At 72.0% G+C, this 18,168-nt stretch carries 15 protein-coding genes and 3 pseudogenes; 10 read left to right on the forward strand and 8 right to left on the reverse strand.

Annotated elements, in window-relative coordinates; all coding sequences use genetic code 11:
- Positions 1-480: pseudogene (locus ACL02O_RS14210) on the reverse strand (type I methionyl aminopeptidase); the annotation flags it as partial.
- Here ACL02O_RS14210 and ACL02O_RS14215 point away from each other — a divergent pair.
- Positions 476-703: a helix-turn-helix transcriptional regulator gene (locus ACL02O_RS14215; protein WP_412818525.1), complete on the forward strand. Its 228-nt coding sequence runs from the start codon at positions 476-478 to the stop codon at positions 701-703. The pseudogene ACL02O_RS14210 and the gene ACL02O_RS14215 sit on opposite strands and share 5 nt — an antisense overlap.
- 327 nt (positions 704-1,030) lie before the next feature.
- On the opposite strand, the gene ACL02O_RS14220 is transcribed toward ACL02O_RS14215, so the two are convergent.
- Entirely contained in the window at positions 1,031-1,468 is a 438-nt protein-coding gene (locus ACL02O_RS14220; protein ID WP_412818526.1) for a hypothetical protein, read from the reverse strand.
- A gap of 583 nt (positions 1,469-2,051) precedes the next feature.
- Between ACL02O_RS14220 and ACL02O_RS14225 the strand changes: the two genes are divergently transcribed.
- Together ACL02O_RS14225 and ACL02O_RS14230 are read left to right on the forward strand one after the other, a co-directional pair.
- Positions 2,052-2,549 carry a SigE family RNA polymerase sigma factor gene (locus ACL02O_RS14225; protein WP_412818527.1) on the forward strand — a complete coding sequence of 166 codons (498 nt, stop codon included), beginning with the start codon at positions 2,052-2,054 and terminating at the stop codon, positions 2,547-2,549.
- The gene (locus ACL02O_RS14230; RefSeq protein WP_412818528.1) at positions 2,546-3,556 is read left to right on the forward strand and encodes a hypothetical protein; all 1,011 of its coding nucleotides are present in this window, start codon (positions 2,546-2,548) and stop codon (positions 3,554-3,556) included. The genes ACL02O_RS14225 and ACL02O_RS14230 overlap by 4 nt, the downstream gene beginning before the upstream one ends.
- Before the next feature lie 232 nt (positions 3,557-3,788).
- Here the strand turns inward: ACL02O_RS14230 and ACL02O_RS34525 are convergent.
- From ACL02O_RS34525 to ACL02O_RS14260, 4 genes and pseudogenes are all read right to left on the reverse strand, one after another.
- Positions 3,789-4,913 (reverse strand): annotated as a pseudogene (locus tag ACL02O_RS34525) (transposase).
- A gap of 206 nt (positions 4,914-5,119) precedes the next feature.
- Positions 5,120-5,643, reverse strand: a pseudogene (locus ACL02O_RS14250) (GNAT family N-acetyltransferase).
- A 419-nt stretch (positions 5,644-6,062) separates the two neighbouring features.
- Positions 6,063-6,383: an NAD-dependent epimerase/dehydratase family protein gene (locus tag ACL02O_RS14255; protein ID WP_412818529.1), complete on the reverse strand. Its 321-nt coding sequence runs from the start codon at positions 6,381-6,383 to the stop codon at positions 6,063-6,065.
- Between the two features lie 198 nt (positions 6,384-6,581).
- Positions 6,582-7,040, reverse strand: a complete 459-nt coding sequence (locus ACL02O_RS14260) for an Lrp/AsnC family transcriptional regulator (RefSeq protein WP_412818530.1) — start codon at positions 7,038-7,040, stop codon at positions 6,582-6,584.
- Positions 7,041-7,134: 94 nt separating this feature from the next.
- Between ACL02O_RS14260 and ACL02O_RS14265 the strand changes: the two genes are divergently transcribed.
- The 3 genes from ACL02O_RS14265 to ACL02O_RS14275 all read left to right on the forward strand — a co-directional run bounded on the left by ACL02O_RS14265 (position 7,135) and on the right by ACL02O_RS14275 (position 9,811).
- Positions 7,135-7,986, forward strand: coding sequence for an LLM class flavin-dependent oxidoreductase (locus tag ACL02O_RS14265; RefSeq protein WP_412818531.1), 852 nt, complete (start codon positions 7,135-7,137; stop codon positions 7,984-7,986).
- Positions 7,983-8,408: a nucleoside deaminase gene (locus ACL02O_RS14270; protein ID WP_412818532.1), complete on the forward strand. Its 426-nt coding sequence runs from the start codon at positions 7,983-7,985 to the stop codon at positions 8,406-8,408. The genes ACL02O_RS14265 and ACL02O_RS14270 overlap by 4 nt, the downstream gene beginning before the upstream one ends.
- Positions 8,409-8,716: 308 nt before the next feature.
- A complete protein-coding gene (locus ACL02O_RS14275) occupies positions 8,717-9,811 on the forward strand; it encodes a mechanosensitive ion channel family protein (RefSeq protein WP_412818533.1) in 1,095 nt (364 codons plus the stop codon).
- A gap of 70 nt (positions 9,812-9,881) precedes the next feature.
- On the opposite strand, the gene ACL02O_RS14280 is transcribed toward ACL02O_RS14275, so the two are convergent.
- Complete coding sequence (locus ACL02O_RS14280; RefSeq protein WP_412818534.1) at positions 9,882-10,967, reverse strand: hypothetical protein; 1,086 nt, start codon at positions 10,965-10,967, stop codon at positions 9,882-9,884.
- A gap of 108 nt (positions 10,968-11,075) precedes the next feature.
- Positions 11,076-11,873, reverse strand: a complete 798-nt coding sequence (locus tag ACL02O_RS14285; RefSeq protein WP_412818535.1) for an SAM-dependent methyltransferase — start codon at positions 11,871-11,873, stop codon at positions 11,076-11,078.
- Positions 11,874-11,988: 115 nt separating this feature from the next.
- Here ACL02O_RS14285 and ACL02O_RS14290 point away from each other — a divergent pair, with 115 nt between their 5' ends.
- From ACL02O_RS14290 to ACL02O_RS14305, 4 genes are all read left to right on the forward strand, one after another.
- Positions 11,989-12,477: a hypothetical protein gene (locus ACL02O_RS14290; RefSeq protein WP_412818536.1), complete on the forward strand. Its 489-nt coding sequence runs from the start codon at positions 11,989-11,991 to the stop codon at positions 12,475-12,477.
- A gap of 136 nt (positions 12,478-12,613) precedes the next feature.
- Complete coding sequence (locus ACL02O_RS14295) at positions 12,614-15,427, forward strand: AfsR/SARP family transcriptional regulator (protein ID WP_412818537.1); 2,814 nt, start codon at positions 12,614-12,616, stop codon at positions 15,425-15,427.
- Between the two features lie 114 nt (positions 15,428-15,541).
- Positions 15,542-16,066: a sigma-70 family RNA polymerase sigma factor gene (locus ACL02O_RS14300; RefSeq protein WP_412818538.1), complete on the forward strand. Its 525-nt coding sequence runs from the start codon at positions 15,542-15,544 to the stop codon at positions 16,064-16,066.
- Between the two features lie 127 nt (positions 16,067-16,193).
- Complete coding sequence (locus ACL02O_RS14305) at positions 16,194-18,131, forward strand: AfsR/SARP family transcriptional regulator (protein ID WP_412818539.1); 1,938 nt, start codon at positions 16,194-16,196, stop codon at positions 18,129-18,131.
- The last annotated feature ends 37 nt before the right edge of the window (positions 18,132-18,168 follow it).

Consider the following 18,168-nt stretch of genomic DNA (forward strand, 5'->3'; position numbering starts at 1 on the left):
GTGGGCCGTGCGTGAGCCGTCGGCCGACCGGATGGTCCAGCCGTCGGCGTCATAGACGATCTGGTCGGTCGTGCGGGCCAACCAGGGTTCGAGCGCGAGGGTCAGGCCCGGCCGGAGCTTCAGGCCGCGCCCTGCCCGGCCCGTGTTGGAAACGTGGGGGTCCTCGTGCATGGTGCGGCCGATGCCGTGACCACCGAACTCGGTGTTGACCGGGTAGCCGTAGTCGCGGGCTACCGCGCAGATCGCCGCGGAGATGTCACCCAGGCGGTTGCCCGGACGCGCCACCTCGATCGCCGCCTCCAACGCTTCCTCGGTGGCGCGGATTAGCCGCAGGTCCTCCTCGGCGGCAGAGCCGACGACGACCGTGCGCGCCGAGTCGGCGACCCAGCCGTCGATGCTGACTGCGAGGTCCGCGCTGAGTACGTCGCCGTCGCGCAGTGTGTAGTCGTGGGGTAGGCCGTGCAGGACGGCGTCGTTGAGTCTCGGTGCCTTGCTGCGCCAGGCGCGAGCGGGACGTGACCTTGCGGAGGTCGCGCGTGCGGCTGGCATCTCGCCGGAGACCCTACGCAAGATCGAGACCGGACGACTGCCCTCTCCCGGATTCGGCACGATCATCTGCCTAGGTGAGGCGTTCAACCTGCCGGTGCAGGAGTTGGCAGCCACCTGGCGCGGCAGCGACCTGGCGCTGGAAGCCGTCTTGTAGCCGCTGCTCCACCGTCCGAGCAAACCCTGCCGTCCAGCACCCCGCAGACGGCGCGGCCCGTCCTCGGCGACGGTGAGTGCGCAGCGCGGTGAGCGGTGAACGCGAGCACGCCGATGCCGTCGAAGTGCGGGGGCGACCTCAGGGAACTGTTTGGGTGGGCGGCACCGGAGCGGGCCTGCCAGTCCGTCGGGTTGACCCCGGACACAGCGACCCGGACGCGAACGTTGCCGGGGCCAGACGCGGGCACGCCAGCAGTTCGTCGGGGTTGGGCGGCGTGTCGCTCGCGGCCCACTTGTGACCGGCTCCGCGCCTCTACGGTGCTGAGTGTCAGCAGACGCACTCGAAGGACAAACCGCTACTCGCTGGGGTCGCGATCCAGACTGCCCGGACAGGGGCTCGCCGCTGCGCCGTCGCCCAGATATCCGCCAGTGCTGCGGCGCGCAGCGGTCCGGTGGGCGCGAACTTGAACCCCGTGTCGTGGAGGTCGAGCCTGTCAAGGCCGAACAAATCGACCTCGTTGTCGAAGGTCATCTCCAAGTCGAGCTGCCATAGTTCGGGCTGCCAGTAGGGATCTTCGTGGTCACCGATATCAGTGATGGCCAGTTGCCGGGTGAACGTCAGAATCAGGCGGTTATCGCTCCAGGTCCGTCGGCCCCACTGAATGATGAAGCCGTCGGCGTCGGAGCCCGGAGTTGGGTCGACGCCGTCAATGTCCAGTTGCAGGAACTCAGCGAACGCACCCCATGCCGCCTCGACATCGGTCACAGAGTCCTGCTCGACGCCGTGGCGCCGCAGGACCTGCGTGCACACGTCAAGACTGCTCCGCCAAGGGATGTGCATATGACCAGCATGCCTTGTAGGAACAGCCCGACTGCCGGCTGCCGGCGGTGTGTGAGGACTTTCTGTACGTCTACGAGGCGGCCCGACAAGCGGGCCGCACGCGCCGCGGCCAGGGCGCGCGGCCCGGCCCCTCTGCGTTGCGCCAGGGCCGGACCACGCCGAACGCCCGGCGGCTGGCGCGGAAGCGGGGAGCCCGAGCGGGCCGCGGCAGAACGACAGACCGTTGACTAGCGAGGGGGCCGGCAGCCGGCCGGGCCGCGCGGCCACAAACCCGCGCGGCGTAGGGGAGCGCACGCCGGCCACGTCGGCGAGCTGGCGGCGGTCGCGGGGTTGCGGGGTTGCGGCTAGTGCGCCTCCGGCGGGGCGCTCCGGCTCCAGGATGGCCGGGCTCCGTCGGCGAGTCGCGGTCCGTGGGTGGTTGCGGTAGGCCATGTCGAGTGGCCGTTGGCCATGCAACCTTTTCGGTCGACAGCCGGTACTACCTGGTGACTGGGAGGAAGGGCGGGACTTGATCACACCTGAGGGCTTCGACGAGTTCGTCGCGACCCGCTCGCCCCGGCTGTTGCGTACTGCGTTTCTGCTCACGCGCGATTGGGCGTTGGCCGAGGATCTCTTGCAGACGGCACTGGCGCGGGCGTGGGAGGCGTGGCGGCGTATCGAGGGTGATCCGGAGCCGTACGTGCGGCGCATCATCGTCAACGCGAACGCGTCGTGGTGGCGGCGCCGGTGGCGTGGTGAGGTTCCCACGGCCGACCTCCCTGAGGTGGCCGCCGAGGCGGACCGGTACTCGGGCCTCGACGACCGGGACCGCCTCTGGCGGGCGTTGGGACGCCTGCCTCGCCGGCAGTGCGCCGTGCTCGTGCTGCGGTACTTCGAGGACCTGTCGGATGCCGAGATCGCCGAAGTCCTCGGCTGTTCCGTCGGCACCGTCAAGAGCCAGGCCAGTCGGGCCGTGGCCAAGCTCCGCCTCGACGAGACCCTGGCACCGGAAGGGATGCTGCGATGAATCTGACCGATCTGACGCAGGTGCTCGACGAGCGTTCCGGTGAACGGATTAAGCACGTCAGGCATGACGCGAGACTGCGCGGCGTACGGGCGAAGGTGCTCGCGAGGCGCCGCCGCCGTATCGCCACCTGGACGGCCTGCGCTCTGGTCGCCCTGGGCGGCGTCGTCGGGGCCGCTGTCGTACCCGGGCTCCACACGGACCGCACCCCCGCCCCGGCAGACAGCTCGTCGCCAGGGCGCATCATCGAAGGATTTCCGGAGTACGCACACGGCGCCCGGCTCGTGGCCGTGAAGTCCGCAGCGCTGCCGCAGCGCCGCGTCGAGTTGACGATCGTGCCGAGCACCCTCGATCTCGTCGTGTCCACGCGATGCGACTATCCCCTGCTCCAGGAGCAGTTGAGCATCAATGGCCACGTTTATGAATCCCATGGCGACTGCGGGGCGGTCCAGATGGGGCCCGGATGGGACAGGTACGGCGTGGTTGTCGGCAAGCCCGCCACCTTTGTCCTGACGATCACTGGGACGCGGCCGTTGGACCAGTCCGGCGAGATCCGGACGCAGGTCCCGGCCAGCGGCACATTCGGGCTCGCGATCGGCGAGCGGACTCCGCTGGACCAGTACCCGCTGCCATCCCGGCCGTCAGGAGCACTCGGCCCACTGGCGCTTCCGGCCGGCTGCACCGAGGTGCCGTGCCAGGGCTTCGTCATAATCCGGTCCGACCCCGCTGATCCGTCACGCCCCGTCGAGCAGACCGTGACCTGGAAGACCATCGACTCGATCGCCATGGACGCCCAGACGCCCGGGCTCCTCCACCTCCGTGTCAACGGCACAGAAATCAAGACCGGGCGATGGTGGGACTACGCAGGGTACTCAGACGGCATGTACGGCGACCAGGACGGCCGCTGGAAGCGCGATTTCGGCCTCGATCTGCGTCCCGGCGACCCGGTGACCATCGAGATCGTGCCCGAGCGCATCACCGGAGCCTGGCAGGTCATCTTCGCAACCTGAACAACATCAACTGCCGCCCGGGAGGCGCCGAGATGCGGAGCCCAGCCCGGCTGAGTAGCCATTGAAGTAGGCAAGGCGGCGTCCCGGCCGAACTATCCCGTACATCGGCGGAGTCGCTGAGCAGTGCCGGGCGAGGCTGAGTACCTCTGCCCGTTCCTGGCAGTGTGGGCACACAGGGGTCACGTCCGCGCTGGTGGTGTAGGAGACGGCCATCGCGGGATCCGGTCTGATGCTATGCGGCGATCGGTGCCGCGTCGGTCTGGTCGGTGTCGTGTTTGCTGGTGTCGACGGTGGTCAGGCGGGCTTTGGCGAGTAGTTCCAGGCCCATGTAGCGGCGGCCTTCGGTCCATTCGTCGGTCTGTTCTGCGAGGACTGCGCCGACGAGTCGGATGATCGCTGCCCGGTTGGGGAAAGATACCGACGACATCGGTGCGGCGGCGGATCTCCTTGTTCGGCCGCTCTTGTGGGTTGTTGGATCAGATCTGGCGCCAGATCTCGCGCGGCCCAGCGGCCTGCCCAGACAGAGCAGCTCGCTCGTGCCGCAGCCAAGGCCTCCAATGGATCGGACTTGCCCTTGCGGCGGCGTGTCTTTCGGTCCGGCCGGTCGACCTCCACCACCGCAACGCCCTCGCTGGCTAGGAACCTCGCAAGACCGGCACCGTATGATCCAGTGCCTTCGACGCCGACCTTGATCACGGCCCCGAATCCGCGAAGCCAGCTCAGCAGCGCGCGATACCCCTGCCCGGTGGCCGGGAACTGGGCATCACCGAGCTCCCGCCCAGTGCTGTCCACCGCGGCCGCATGATGCGTGCGGCCATGCGTGTCCACACCGCCGATAACCTTTTCCGTTCCTGCCATGCTCGCCGGCATCCCTTGTCTTCCGAGCCTGCGTATGGCACGCGCCAGCGGGCAGACGGACAGGACAGTAGTGGGGCCGACGGCTCAAGCTCCTATAAGGTCACGACACCCATCCAGTCGCGTGCGAGGAGACCGGCCGGGTCCCGCCGACGAATCTGGCTGAGGACACCCAGGTCAGTCAGGGAATGGGTCAGACGCGACCCGGCCGACTCCCAACCAGAATTCTTACTGTCCGGAAGTAGCTACCCTGCCGCAGCTTCGGGATCGCCAGGTCGGTCGTGCCGGCGCGGGTGTCCCACTGTCTCGGCCGGTATCCGTTGCGGGAGTTGACCCGCTCGTCACTGCGCTGCCCATAGGCGGCGCCGCAGATCGTGTCCGCCTCGGCGGACATCACCGCTTGCGCGAACGTCTTGATCATCGCCTGCAACACATCAGGCGACGCGCCCGCGATCTGCTCGCACAGCAGGTCAGCAGGATTCACACTCTCAGATGCGGCCATCGCGCATCACTCTCCTTCGTTGGATTTAGCCGTCTCGAAGGATTGCGCGGTGGCCGTCTCCTATCTACGCAACACGCCCATCACGGGCAAGTCGTACACCACTCCCGTGGACGCAACCCACCGGCCGCCGGGATCGGGTGCTCGAGGTAGATGTAGGCCGCATCAGCGTCGCTGTCGTAGGTGCAGACCAAAGACGCCTCCGCCAGTCAGTCATGATCAGGTGTGGGGCGCGCGTCTTCGGTGAGGGTGTATCGGCGCAAACGGACGGGGCTGCCTCCTGGACCGGTCCAGGTGGCGGCGGTCGTGTGGGTGTGCCGCCAGCCGGTGCGTTCGTAGAGGGCGATGGCGGGGCCGGATTGCGGGTGGTCGACGATTTCCAGGACGAGTTGGAGCCGGCGTCTGGTGGCCCACCGGCGGGCGTTGTCCAGGAGCTGGCTCCCAACGTTGTGCCGCGGGCGCCCGGTGCGACGAACAGGCGGCTGACCTCGGCCGCAGGCATCGAGTCAGGCTCCGTAGCGGAACAGGCGCGGTGAACGGCGACATGGCCGAGGATGGAGCCTCGTCCCGCCTCCGCGACCCATGCGTGCAGCGCGTTGGTCGGCGACAGCCATCGTTCCGGGTCGGCCGGCCAGTTCAGCGGGTAGCCGTTGAGGCGATGCACCTCCGCCAGGATCGCGACGCATTGTGGCAGGTCAGCGGCCGTCCGGTCGCGGATCCTGATGTCTTTCATGGCCAGATTGTCACTCAGGCCGGAAACCAAACTGTCACGCAGGTCCCGAGACCGGACAGCCGCCTGGCGGCTTGCTGGGAATCTGCCGCACCGCCACCTCAGACCGCTCCACGATCTCCGCGTGGCTGTAACCGAGCACGTCGTGGAGCAGGATCAAACGCTCCCACCTCCAACATCGTCTCCGCCGCCGAGCACACCGCCGCCTCCAGCGGCGACAGCGTCTCCACCACCACCAGCATTGCCAACTCCACCGACTCGGCCACCTCGATCTCCTGCTCGGTGCTGCGCTGCCCCGCCGCGTCAAGACGCCGGCGGTTGGTGCGCCGGTCAGTAGCCGGCCACATCGAACAGCAGGCCACGGTGCTCGGTGAAGGCCGCATCGTCGTGCACGCCACCGAGGTTAGGTACAGCGATGGTGATCACGCCGGCTGCCGGCCGGGCCCGCCGGGGGCGTTCGCCGCCTGCGCCGATCGCGGGGCGGCGAGGGCGCGCAGGCCGTCGGCGACGGTGCGGAAGGTCGGCTGCCAGCCGAGTTCGGCGTGCGCGCGGTCGCTGGAGAGCCGCAGGCTACAGGTGACGGCCCGGCGTGCGTACGGCATGACCGCGGTCATCCACAGCGGCACGGTCATCGGTGGGCGCAGCCCGAACGAGCCCGCGACCATGCCGCCGAAGCCCAGCTGCGAGTCGTCGGCGATGTTGTACGCCTGGCCGGGTTTGCCCCGCTCGATCGCGGCGAGCACCGCGGTGGCCGCGGCGGGCGCCGATGAGGTCGGCGGCCTGCACGAGATGCCGTGCCCGCGATGCGCAGGTCGGCGGTGACCGCTCGACACCCTTCGCCGTGCCTGCGTCAGAAGCTGCACCGCGCTGACCTTGATCAGGGATCAATCATCCAGGGCGCGCTGAGCGATCATGTCGGCCGTGACCTCAACCGCTCCGGGTCACGAGTGGGGCGGTGTCAGGCGCGGGCCGCGATAGGGCAGGGTGGCGCTGTAGACCACGTTGGTGGTGGTGCTGCCGAACGCGGCGACGTCGTTGACGACCTGTTCGAGGTGCGCCATCGACGTCGCGGCCACCTTCAGCACGTAACAGTCGTCGCCGGTGGTACGCAGGCACTCCAGGATCTCCGACCGTCGCTCCAGCAGCCGGTGCAGCGGTTCGTGCCGGCTGCCGGGATACTTCAGCCGGACCACCGCGAGCACGGCGAAGCCCGCCTTGGCCAGGTCGACCTCGGCGCGGTAGCCGCTGATCACACCGGTCGTCTCCAGCCGCCGCACCCGTTCGCTGGTGGCCGACGCGCTCAGCTTGACCCGGCGGCTGAGCTCGGTGATGGGCAGGCGGCCGTCGTCCTGCAACTCGATCAGGATGGACCAATCGACAGCGTCAAGATTCTCGGCCATCGGGCGATTTTACCGGTGGATCCACGGCCAAAGCCAGCAAAGGCAGGGGACACGATGTTCCCACCCGGGGCCCGCCCTGGCTAGCGTAGAACCCGTGCAAATTGGCGTGAACGTACCGAACTTCGCCCCGGGTACCGACCCCGAGGTGCTGCGAAAGTGGGCGCAGACGGTCGAGGGGCTCGGCTTCGACCTGCTGATGGTCTCCGACCACATCGCGGTGACCCCGGACGTGGCCGAGAAGTACCCCGCCCCGTTCTACGAGCCGTTCACCACGCTGTCCTGGCTGGCCGGAGTGACCCACCGGGTCCGGCTGGGCACCACGGTGCTCATCGTCCCGTACCGGCATCCGCTGCTCACCGCCCGGATGGCGGCGAACCTCAACCGGCTCAGCGGCGGCCGGCTCGTCCTCGGCGTCGGCGTCGGCTGGGCCCGGCAGGAGTTCGAGGCGCTCGGCGTGCCGTTCCGGCGGCGCGGCGCGCTGACCGACGAGTACCTGCACACGATGCGCGACGCCTGGGGCAGCACCGACGACTACGACACGGCGGCGATCCCGATCTGGGTCGGCGGCAACAGCGACGCCGGCATGCGTCGCGCGGCGCTGCTCGGTGACGCCTGGCATCCGCTGGGGGTCACCCCCGGCTGGCTGGCGGACGCAGCCGGGCGACTGAAGGCCACCGCCGACGAACTGGGCCGCCCGGTGCCCGCGCTGACGCCACGCATCAAACTCCGGGCGACCCGAGAAGCGGTCACCGACCCCGACCGGCTCGCCGGAGTCGGCACCATCGACCAGATCATCGCCGACATCGACCAGATCCGCCTGCTCGGCGCGGAGACGGTGGTGCTCGACCCGTTCAACGGCGACCTGACCGAGATCCGCCAGCCCGAACGCGCCTGGCAGACCCTCGCGGCCGTGGCCGCGTACCGCAAATCCCAGGAGGACCGATGACCCCCGACGACGAGAAGTTTCTCCGCCGCGCCGTGGCAATCGCCAGCGAGGCCGGGGCATCCGGCGAACGACCCTTCGGCTCGTTGCTGGTCGATGCGGACGGCACCATCCTGATCGAGGACCACAACACCGTGGTCTCCGACTCGGACATCACCGCCCACCCGGAACTGAAGCTGGCCCGCTGGGCCGCCCGGGAACTCGCCCCCGACGTGGCGGCCGGCACCACCATGTTCACCAGCTGCCAGCCCTGCCCGATGTGCGCTACCGCGATCGCCCGGTCCGGCCTCGGCCGGGTGGTGTACGCCCTGTCCGCCGAGCAGTTCGAGGAGGTCAAGCCGGTCACCCCGCCGCCGCCCCCGGTACGGTACGAGGGGCCGGCACTGTTCGACGAGGCGCGCCAGCCGATCGACAACTATTACTAGATCGCACCTGACGGATCTTCTCGCGCTTGTGGTGGTCGCGCCGCAGAGCGGGGGGCAGCGGCTGGCCGATGACGGTACGGCCCACACCGCGCGACTGCCTGCGGTGCTCTCAACTCCCGACCCGACGCTCCAGCAGGCCCTCGACGGGTGGACGGGCGTAGCCCGGCCTGCCGAAGGGGCGTCCGGCTGCCGCGGTGTCCGGTGCGGCCCGAATCGGCCGTAACCGGAGCGGTTAGCATGGCCCGACCGCCCGGCCGGGAACCGAGGAGAGGACGGCACCAGTACCGATGCTCGCGAACGTCGACACCATGACTCTCGTCATCGCCGCCAGCATCGTGGGTGGCGGTGTCGTCCTCGGACTCGTCCTGCGGCTCGTCTTCGGGTGGCTGGCGCACCACGCCAACGGCACCGCGATCGCCTGGGACGACCTGGGGTGGGCGCTGCTGCGGGACGTGGCGCTGCCCAGCGGCCTCATCGGCGGCCTGTGGTGGGCGAGCCAGGTGCTGCGCCTTCCGCAACCCGCTCGGGGCTTCGCCGACCGGATCCTGCTGGCGGCTGCGGTGTTCGTGGTGGCGCTGGCCGCCGCGCGACTGGCCGGTGGGGTGGTCCGGACCGTGACGCTGAGCCGCTCCGGGGTGTCCCAGTCGGCCAGCATCTTCGTCAACATCACCCGGGTCGTGATCCTGGCGATCGGCGTCCTGGTGATCCTGCAGAGCATCGGGGTCTCCATCACGCCCCTGCTCACCGCGCTGGGTGTGGGTGGTCTGGCCGTCGCCCTCGCCCTGCAGGACACGCTCGCGAACCTCTTCGCCGGGATCCAGGTGCTCGCCTCGAAGAAGGTGCGCACGGGCGACTTCATCCAGCTCGACACCGGCGAAGCCGGGTACGTCGTCGACATCAACTGGCGCAACACCACCGTCCGGCAGCTCGCCGGCAACATCGTGGTGGTCCCCAACGCCAAGCTCGCCGACACGATCCTCACCAACTACCACCAGCCGCTGGAGGATCTTTCCGTCCTGGTCCAGGTCGGGGTGAGCTACGACAGCGACCTCGACCACGTGGAACGGGTCACGATCGAGGTGGGCCGGGACGTGATGACCACGGTCGACGGCGGCGTCCGGGACCATGAGCCGTTCATCCGCTACCACACGTTCGGCGACTCCAGCATCAACTTCTCCGTGATCCTGCGGGCCACCGAGTACTCCGCCCAGTACCTGATCACCCACGAGTTCATCAAGCGGCTGCACCGGCGCTACCGCGCCGAGGGCATCGAGATCCCCTTCCCCATCCGTACCCTCGTCATGCCCGGGTCGGCGGCGGACCCGGCTCGGCCGGCCGCCTCCGCGCCGGCCGTACCCGCGGCGCGGAACGGGGTCGGCGACCACCGCCAGCAGGACGCCTGACCAGCCGCCGCCCGGCACCGCCGGTAGCGGCCGTGGGCCGCCTGACCCGACGACGCGCGGTGGACTGACGTCAGCCGCGCCGCCGCCACCAGCGACGCTTCTCGACCGGCGCCGGGGCCGGCTCCTCCCGCTCCTCCTGCTCCTCGTCCTGCGCCGCGCGGGCCAGCGCCGCCGTCGCCACTGCCCGGTCGTCCGCCCGGCAGCCGGGCGTGACCAGCATCAGCTTCGCCAGCGACTCCTCGATCGTGACCAGCCGGTGCGCCGCCACGGCCGCGTCGAGTCGGGCCCGGACGAGCTGGCGGACCTCCGCCCGCAGCTCGGGTTCCCGGTACGCGGCGGTGACGAGCGCGAACAGTGCCGCGTCGGCGACCCAGTCCTCGACGCCGAAGGCGAGGTCCACCAGCACCTCGCGCCGGGTCGAGGTCGGCCACGGCTCGTCCTTGGCGTGGTGCAGGATGCCGAGGCACACCCACGGCTGCATGAGCCGGTACCAGTACGTCGGCGTCGAGCGGGCCAGGTGCTGCCAGCGCGGGGTGTCCGGCGCAGCGGGCAGGTGGGCGAGCAGCCCGAGCAGGTCGTCCAGCGCCAGCTCGCCGAGCGGGGCGGCCTTCACGTACCCGGAGAGCGGCGACTGCCACGGCTCCCCGGCGACCTCGTGCAGCAGCCGGCCCGCGACGTCCGAGGGCGCCGGCACGGCGGCCACCGGCTCGGTGCCGTCGTACCGCCAGACCGCGTACCGGCCGGGCCGGACGGGCGTGCGGATGTCGGGCGGCGGGAACTCGGCGATGCCGATGCTGACCGGGCCGGCGACCCGACGGAACGCCGCGACGGCGCTGGCCGGCTCCGCGGCCGACAGCCCGAGTTCGGTGACCTCGAGCTGCTCGCCCTGCGCCCGGCGGCCACCGATCTCGTTGGCGACGTTGGAGATCGCCTCGCTCGGCATCGGCACCCAGTTGAGCCACGGTCGCTTCGACCCGGCCAGGGCGAACACCACGTCGGTCGTCCCGCACGGGTGTGGATCGTCCTGCACGGCAACCAGGTCCGCCGCATCGCCGGACGTGCGGAACCGCAGCGCGTGCCGGGCGGCGTCACGGTGCGGGAAGGTGGGGTCGTCGGCCATCTGCCGCAGGTCGGCATCCGCATCGCCGGAAAACATGGCGCGGAGCGTAACAAGCCGGGCGGTCCGTGTGGGGCCCGCCGACGGGGCGCGGCGCCGGGCCGGCCGGACCGGTGCCGCCGTGCCGCCGCCCGGGCGGGCCGGGGGTCAGCGGCGGACGCCGAGGCCACCGTAGCCGTGCGACACCGCCGAGTGGGGCTCGCCGTCGGGTCGCCAGTCGGCGAGCCAGACCAGGCCGGGTTCGAGCAGGTCGTACCCGTCGAAGAAACGCGCGGCGGCGGCGTGCGTGCGGGGGACGAGCGGCGCGCTGCTGCGCCGGTAGACCTCCCGCCCCTGCTGGGTGGGGACCGGCGGGGCGCCGTCCATGGTCAGGTGGGACAGCGCGAGCATGCTGCCGGGCGCGGTGGCGTCCCGCAGCCGGGCGACCGCCGCGTACGGGTTGTCGCTGTCGGGCACGAAGTGCAGCACCGCCACCAGCAGCAGCGCCACCGGCTCGGTGAAGTCGATGTTGGCACGCACCTGCGGGTCGGCCAGCAGTTCGTCGGGGCGCCGCAGGTCACCGCGGACCACGACGGTGCGGCCGTCGACCGGCAGCAGCCGGCGGGCGTACGCGACGGCGACCTCGTCGTTGTCCACGTAGACCACCCGGGAGCCGGGCGCGACCGGGCGGACGATCTCGTGCACGTTGCCCTGCGTGGGCAGCCCCGCCCCGATGTCGAGGAACTGGCGTACGCCCTGCTCGGCGGCGTACCGGACGGCCCGGCGGAGGAAGGCACGGTTGGTCTGGGCGGCCACCCCGGTGTCCGGGAAGATCGTCAGGATCTGCTCGGCGGCGGCCCGGTCGGCGGCGAAGTTGTGGCAGCCACCCAGGTAGTAGTCGTACATCCGGGCGACGTTCGGCCGGGCCTCGGTCCCGCTCGGAGTGGTCGTCGGGTCACCGGTCACGCATGATGTGTAGCACTCTCGGCGACACACCGCTGACCCGTCGTGTCCTTGATCCGGCAGCGTCCGCCGCTCACCCTGGTACGACGGTGGGGAACGTCGACCCGAGGAGGTACCGATGACCGGTAGGCGGGAGACCGTGGAGGTCGACCCGGTGGTGTTCCGCGCCGTCTACGACTCGCCCGCCTCGCTGCCGGGCCGGCACCGGTGGACCACTCCCGAGTCGGACGTGCGCCGCCTGGAGAAGCTGCTCAACATGCCGGCGCGCAGCATCGGCGCGCCGCTGTGGGTCAGCGGCGACGAGCCGGACTGCCCGAAGTGCGGTCGCCGGGTGAACTGGTACGACATCGTCTCCTCCGCCCTGCACGGGGTGCACGACCGGACCATGATCGCCCGGGTCATCCTCGGCGAGCGCAAGTACGTCAACACCGAGGTGCCGGACGCCATCCCGGGTGTGCACTGCGCCGACTGCCGCACCCCGATCGACGGGCTGCGCAGCTTCAAGTGCCACAACTGGGCGTACGCCTTCGAGGCGCTGGAGGAGATCGTCGAGCGGATGTCCGGCGGGGTCACCCAGTCGGCGCAGGGCCAGCCCGCCTCCTCCTGACCGCCGGCCGAGCCCGGTCACCCCACTTCGTCGCCCGCCCGCTCGCCGCACTGCTCCGCCCTGTCCACCGCCCGACCGGTGCCCGCGCCCGGGCCGCGAACTCCGGCCTGCGGATCGGCCGGTTACCGTTGCCGGTGTGCGGGCGGAGGCAGGCGAGACGATCGCTTTCTCGGTGCTCGGCTCGGTCCGGGTCGTCCGCGCCGGCGCCGAGCTGCATCTGGGCGCCCGCCAGCAGCGCTTGGTGCTCGCGCTGCTGCTGGCCCGGGCCGGTTCACCGGTCTCCCTGGCCGAGCTGGTCGACCTGCTCTGGGATGGGGAGGCTCCGGCCAGCGCCGCGAACGTGGTGCACCGGCACGTCGGGGTGCTCCGGCGGCTGCTCGAGCCCGGCCTGCCCACCCGGTCGGCGGGCCGACACCTCCTCCGGGAACTCTCGGGTTATCGGCTGCGCGCCGACGAGGAGTCCCTTGACCTGCTGAAGTTCCGGTCGCTGAGCCGGCTGGCGGGCCGGAGCCTGCAGGACGGCGACCCGGAGTCGGCGCTGCGGCACTACCTCGACGGGCTACGGCTGTGGCGCGGCCGGTGCGCCGCGGGCCTGGAACCGGCCTCCCGCCAGCATCCCGCGTTCCTGGCCGTGGAGGCCGAACGGGTTCAGGCCGTGCGCGACGCCGCCGACGCCGCCGAGCGCTGCGGCCGACTGAGCGCGGTGCTGGCGCCGTTGCGGCAGGCCGCCGAGCAGCACCCGCTCGACGAGTCGCTGCAGAGCCGGTTGCTGCTGGCGCTCGCCGCCGACGGCCGCCAGGCGGAAGCCGTCGAGACGTACCGGGTGGTGCGCCGCCGGCTCGCCGACGACCTGGGCATCGATCCGAGCGAGGAGCTGCGGGAGGCGTACGACCGGCTGCTGCACCAGCGCACCCAGCCGGCGCGTACCGAGCCGTCGCCGCTCCCCCGGCCCGCGCAGCTGCCGCCGGACCTGCCCTTCTTCAGCGGCCGGGACGACCTGATCGCCGAGGCCCGCGCGGCGGTGGCGCGCCCGGGCGGGCCGACGGTGCTCGCGATCGACGGCATGCCGGGGATCGGCAAGACCTCGCTCGCCGTCCACCTCGCCCACGAGTTCGCCGCCGGCTACCCGGACGGACAGCTCTATGTCGACCTGCGCGGATACGACGGGCGGGAGCCGGCGATGAGCCCGGCCGAGGCGCTGCGCGGCTTCCTCGGCTCGCTCGGGGTGCCTCAGGAGGGCATTCCCGCCGAGCTGCACGCCCTGGCGGGCATGTACCGCAGCAGCCTTGCCGGCCGGCGCGTGCTGATCGTGCTCGACAACTGCCGGGACGCCGAGCAGATCCGGCACCTGCTGCCGAGCAGCCCCGACTGTCTGGTGATCGTCACCAGCCGCAGCCGGCTCAGCACCCTGCTGACCACGGCCGGCGCGCACCCGTTGCCGGTCGGCCTGCCGAGCCTCGACGAGGCCCGCGCGACGCTCCTGCGGCCGCTCGGCGCCAGCCACGTCGCGGCCGACCCGGCCGCGATCGACGCCATCATCGCCAGCTGCGGGCGGCTGCCGCTCGCGATGGCCGTGGTGGCCGCCCGCGCGGCGAGCCAGCCGCGGACGCCACCGGCGCAGATCGCCGCCGAGCTGGCCCAGGCGCCCGGGAGCCTGGACGGCTTCGACGGCGACGACCCGCAGACCGGCCTGCGTGCCATCTTCTCGTGGTCCTACCAGGCACTCTCCGCCCCGGCCGCCCGGCTCTTCCGGCTGCTGCCGATCCATCCCGGCCCCGACATCTCGGTCGCCGGGGCGGCGGGACTGGCCGGCGTCCCACCGCGGACCGGGCGGGCGCTGATCGGCGAGCTGAGCCGCGCGCGCCTGATCAGCGAGGACCAGCCGGGCCGCTACCGCACCCACGACCTGCTGCTGGCCTATGCCACCGAGCTCGGCGAGGAGCACGACAGCCCGGCCGAGCGCGCCGCTGCGGAGCTGCGCTGCCTGCAGTTCTACCGGGCCACCAGCTATCAGGCGGATCGGCGGCTGCTGACCTCCGAGTACCACCCGATGATCGAGCCGGGGCCGGGCGAGACGCCGCTGCGCTTCGCCGGCCACGGCGACGCCATGCGCTGGTTCGCCGCCGAGCGGCAGGTCCTGATCGCGCTGGTCGGCCGGGCCGCCCGGCGGGGCCGGCACACCGACGCCTGGCAGCTCGCCCTGGGCATGCAGCACTTCTTCGACCGCAGCGGCCGGTGGGCCGACTGGACGACGACCGGCGAGGTGGCCCTCGATGCCGCCCGGGCGGGCGGAGACCTGGTCGGGCAGGCCCGGATGCACCGCAGCCTGGCCGGGGCGGCCTATTTCCGGCACGAGCACGAGACCGCGGTCGGGCATCTCGACCAGGCGCTCGAGCTGCTCGCCCGGCTCGGCCTGCACGGCGAGCTGACCCGGGCCAGGATCAACCGGGCGATGGTCCTGGGCGCCCAGGGGCGACACGAGGAGGTCGTCCGGACGCTGTCCCCGGCGCTGGGGCCGGCCCGGGCGGTCGGGGACGACAAACTGCTCGCGGACGCCCTGGTGATCCTCGCGGCGAGCAACGCCGAGCTGGGCCGGGAGGAAGCGGCGGTGCGCTGCGCCGAGCAGGCGATGGCGCTGTCGCGCGAAGCGCAGTACAGGCTGGGCGTCGCCGAGGCGTGGGAGGTGCTCGGCCGGGTGCATTCCGCCCGCCGGGAGCCCGGCAAGGCGGTCCACTGCTGGCGCGAGGCCGCCGTCGCCTACCAGGAGGCCTCCGCGTCGGCGCCGGCCGCGGAGGTGTTGGCGCTGCTCGGCGACGCCCTCGCCGCCGCCGGCGACCAGGACGGTGCGGTGCGGGCGTGGCAGGAGGCGCTGGACCTGATCCCGTACGCGCAGACCCGGACCGGCCTGCGGCTGGCCGGCCTGCTCGCCGCGGTCACATCGCGTCCGTGACCGATTGCGATCGGCGACGGCACTCGATCCGCACTTGCGTGTCAGTCCATTCGCATCGGCCGTCCCTAGGCTCGTGCCTCAGTCACCGTTGCTCCTGCGTATGGGGGAGATATCGTGCTGCGGGCACCCGACGGATCACCGGCCGGCCGGGCCGAGCGCATGACCGCGCTGCACGCGGACCACGCCCCTGCCGTGCTGCGTCTCCTGCTCGTGCTGACCCGCCACCAGCGGCAGACCGCCGAGGATCTGCTCCAGGAGACGATGCTGCGGGCCTGGCGGCACCTCGACTCGGTGCCGGCCGAGCCCGATGCCGCCCGCCGGTGGCTCTTCGCCGTCGCCCGGCGGCTCGTCATCGACGGCGTCCGGCTGCGGCGGGGCCGCCCGGCCGAGGTCCATCTCGTCGACATGACCTGGATACCCGCCGGTGACGACACCACCGGCACCGCACTGGCGTCGCACGCGATTCGGCACGCGCTCGGCCGGCTGAGCCCGGCGCAGCGCAGTCTGCTCTCCGAGGTCTACCTGGTCGGGCGGTCGCCAAAAGAGGTCGCCGGCCGGCTGGGCGTGCCGATCGGCACGGTGAAGTCCCGGACCCACCACGCGCTGCGCGCTCTGCGCACCAACCTCCAAGCGGCCTGAGCAGGGACAACTCAGCCCGGCCGGCGATCCAACTGCTGAGCGGAAGCTCACATTGCCGCAACGCGCGCCCGGGGCCCTGGCATGCTGTGGCGATCGTGGCAACCAGCCCTGCACGGATCGCATCAAGATGACCAGCCCGCTCTCTTTCGCCGTTCTCGGCCCGGTACGGGCCTGGCGCGGCCAGTCCGAGATCGACCTGGGTACCCGGCAGCAGCGGCTGATCCTGGCGTTGCTGCTCGCCCGGGCCGGCGGTGCGGTCGGCGTCGCCGAGCTCGTCGACCTGCTCTGGGAGTCCGACCCCCCGCCCAGCGCGGTCAATGTGGTGCACCGGCACGTCGGGGTGCTCCGGCGGCGCTTCGAGCCGGGCCTGTCGACGCGGGCAGCCGGCTCGGTACTGATCCGCGACGGCGCCGCATACCGGCTGCGGATCGACGGGGAGTCGCTCGACCTGCTGCGCTTCCGGCGCCTGGTCGCCGAGGCGGGCAGCAGGTCCGGCGGGCCGGCCGTCGAGCTCTATCGGGAGGCGCTGGCGCTGTGGCGCGACCGGTGCGCCGCGGGCCTGCAGGCCGGCGGCCGGTCCCACCCGGAGTTCGTCGCTGTCGACCGTGAGCGGATCGCGGCCGTCCGGGCGGCGGCCGACGCCGCCTTGCGAGCCGGGTGCGTCCCCGCGGTGCTGCCCGTGATCCGGCTGGCCGCCGAACACGAGCCGCTGGACGAGGCGCTGCGGGTGCGGCTGCTGCTCGCGCTCGCCGCGGACGGCCGGCGGGCCGAGGCCCTCGCGGCTTACGCCGACATCGAGCACCGGCTCGGCGACGAGCTCGGCATCCAGCCGGGCGACGAGCTGCGCGCGGCCCGGGACAGCCTGCTCGACCACGACCGTCCGGTCGACGGCTCCAGGTCGCGGCGCGGCGTCGGACCGGCCTTCATCCGGCCCGGAGCGCCGCCCAGCGGCGCGGAGGCCGAATCATGGCCGCCAGCCGAGCTGGAGCTGTCGCAGCCGACCCGGGCCGGGCCGCCGGCGCAGTTGCCGGCCGACCACCCCTACTTCACCGGCCGCCGCGGCGTCGTGGCCGCCGCGGAGGAGCAACTCGCCGGGGACCGGCGGACCACCGCGCTGTTCATCGACGGAATGCCCGGCGTCGGGAAGAGCACCTTCGCGGTGCACCTGGCCCACCACCTGACCGCCCGCTACCCCGATGGGCAGTTGCACGCGGACCTGCGCGGTTTCGACTCCGGCGACTCGGTGATGACACCGGCGGAGGCGCTGCGCGGCTTCCTGTGTTCCCTCGGGGTCGCGCCGGCCACCATCCCGGCCGAGCTGCACGCCCGGTCCGGCCTCTACCGCAGCATCCTGGCCGAGCGCCGGATGCTGATCCTGCTCGACAACTGCCGCGACTGGGACCAGATCCGGGACCTGCTGCCCGGCACCGGCGGCAGTCTCGTCATCGCGACCAGCCGCCGCCGGATCACCGGCGCGGCCGCCCCTGCGGGCGCCCACCCGCTGCACCTCGACCTGCTGACCGACGCCGAGGCCCGCGAGCTGCTCACCCGCTGGCTCGGCGACGCGGCGTCCGCCGACCCGGCCGCCGTCGACGAGATCATCGTGCGGTGCGGCCGGCTGCCGCTGGCCCTGGCGCTGGTCGCTACCCGCAGCGTCGGCCGGCCCGGGCTCAGCCTGCCCGCGGTCGCCGGTGAGCTGGCCGGAACCGACGGCCGGCTGGCCGGCTTCGGGGACGCACACGCCGATCTGGAGGCGACCTTCTCCTGGTCCTACCGGGCCCTGACTCCCGAGGCGGCCCGGCTCTTCCGGCTGCTGCCCCTGCGCCCGGTCGGGGAGTTGAGCACGGAAGCGGCGGCCGCCCTGGGCGGCCTGTCCCTGCGCTCCGCCCGCGGCCTGCTCGCCGAGCTCGGGGCGCACTTGCTGGTCCAGCCCGTCGAGGGCCGGTGGCGGATGCATGGTCTGCTGCGCGCCTATGCGATGGAGCTCGGGGAGGAGTACGACGACGCGGCCGAGCGGGACGCTGCTGTCGAGCGGGTCTACGACTATTACCAGCTCAGCGCGTAGGCGGCAGATCTGCCCCTGCTGGCGCAGGTGACCGACA

Origin of the sequence: Micromonospora mangrovicola (genome assembly GCF_047200535.1) — a bacterium.
Classification (GTDB): Bacteria; Actinomycetota; Actinomycetes; order Mycobacteriales; family Micromonosporaceae; genus Micromonospora.

Bases quoted from the DNA above. Each gene is read 5' to 3' on its own strand.
- ACL02O_RS14280 (WP_412818534.1), bottom strand. From the start codon at position 10,967: ATGTTTTCCGGCGATGCGGATGCCGACCTGCGGCAGATGGCCGACGAC.
- ACL02O_RS14305 (WP_412818539.1), top strand. From the start codon at position 16,194: ATGACCAGCCCGCTCTCTTTCGCCGTTCTCGGCCCGGTACGGGCCTGG.
- ACL02O_RS14230 (WP_412818528.1), top strand. From the start codon at position 2,546: ATGAATCTGACCGATCTGACGCAGGTGCTCGACGAGCGTTCCGGTGAA.
- ACL02O_RS14270 (WP_412818532.1), top strand. From the start codon at position 7,983: ATGACCCCCGACGACGAGAAGTTTCTCCGCCGCGCCGTGGCAATCGCC.
- ACL02O_RS14290 (WP_412818536.1), top strand. From the start codon at position 11,989: ATGACCGGTAGGCGGGAGACCGTGGAGGTCGACCCGGTGGTGTTCCGC.
- ACL02O_RS14275 (WP_412818533.1), top strand. From the start codon at position 8,717: ATGACTCTCGTCATCGCCGCCAGCATCGTGGGTGGCGGTGTCGTCCTC.
- ACL02O_RS14260 (WP_412818530.1), bottom strand. From the start codon at position 7,040: ATGGCCGAGAATCTTGACGCTGTCGATTGGTCCATCCTGATCGAGTTG.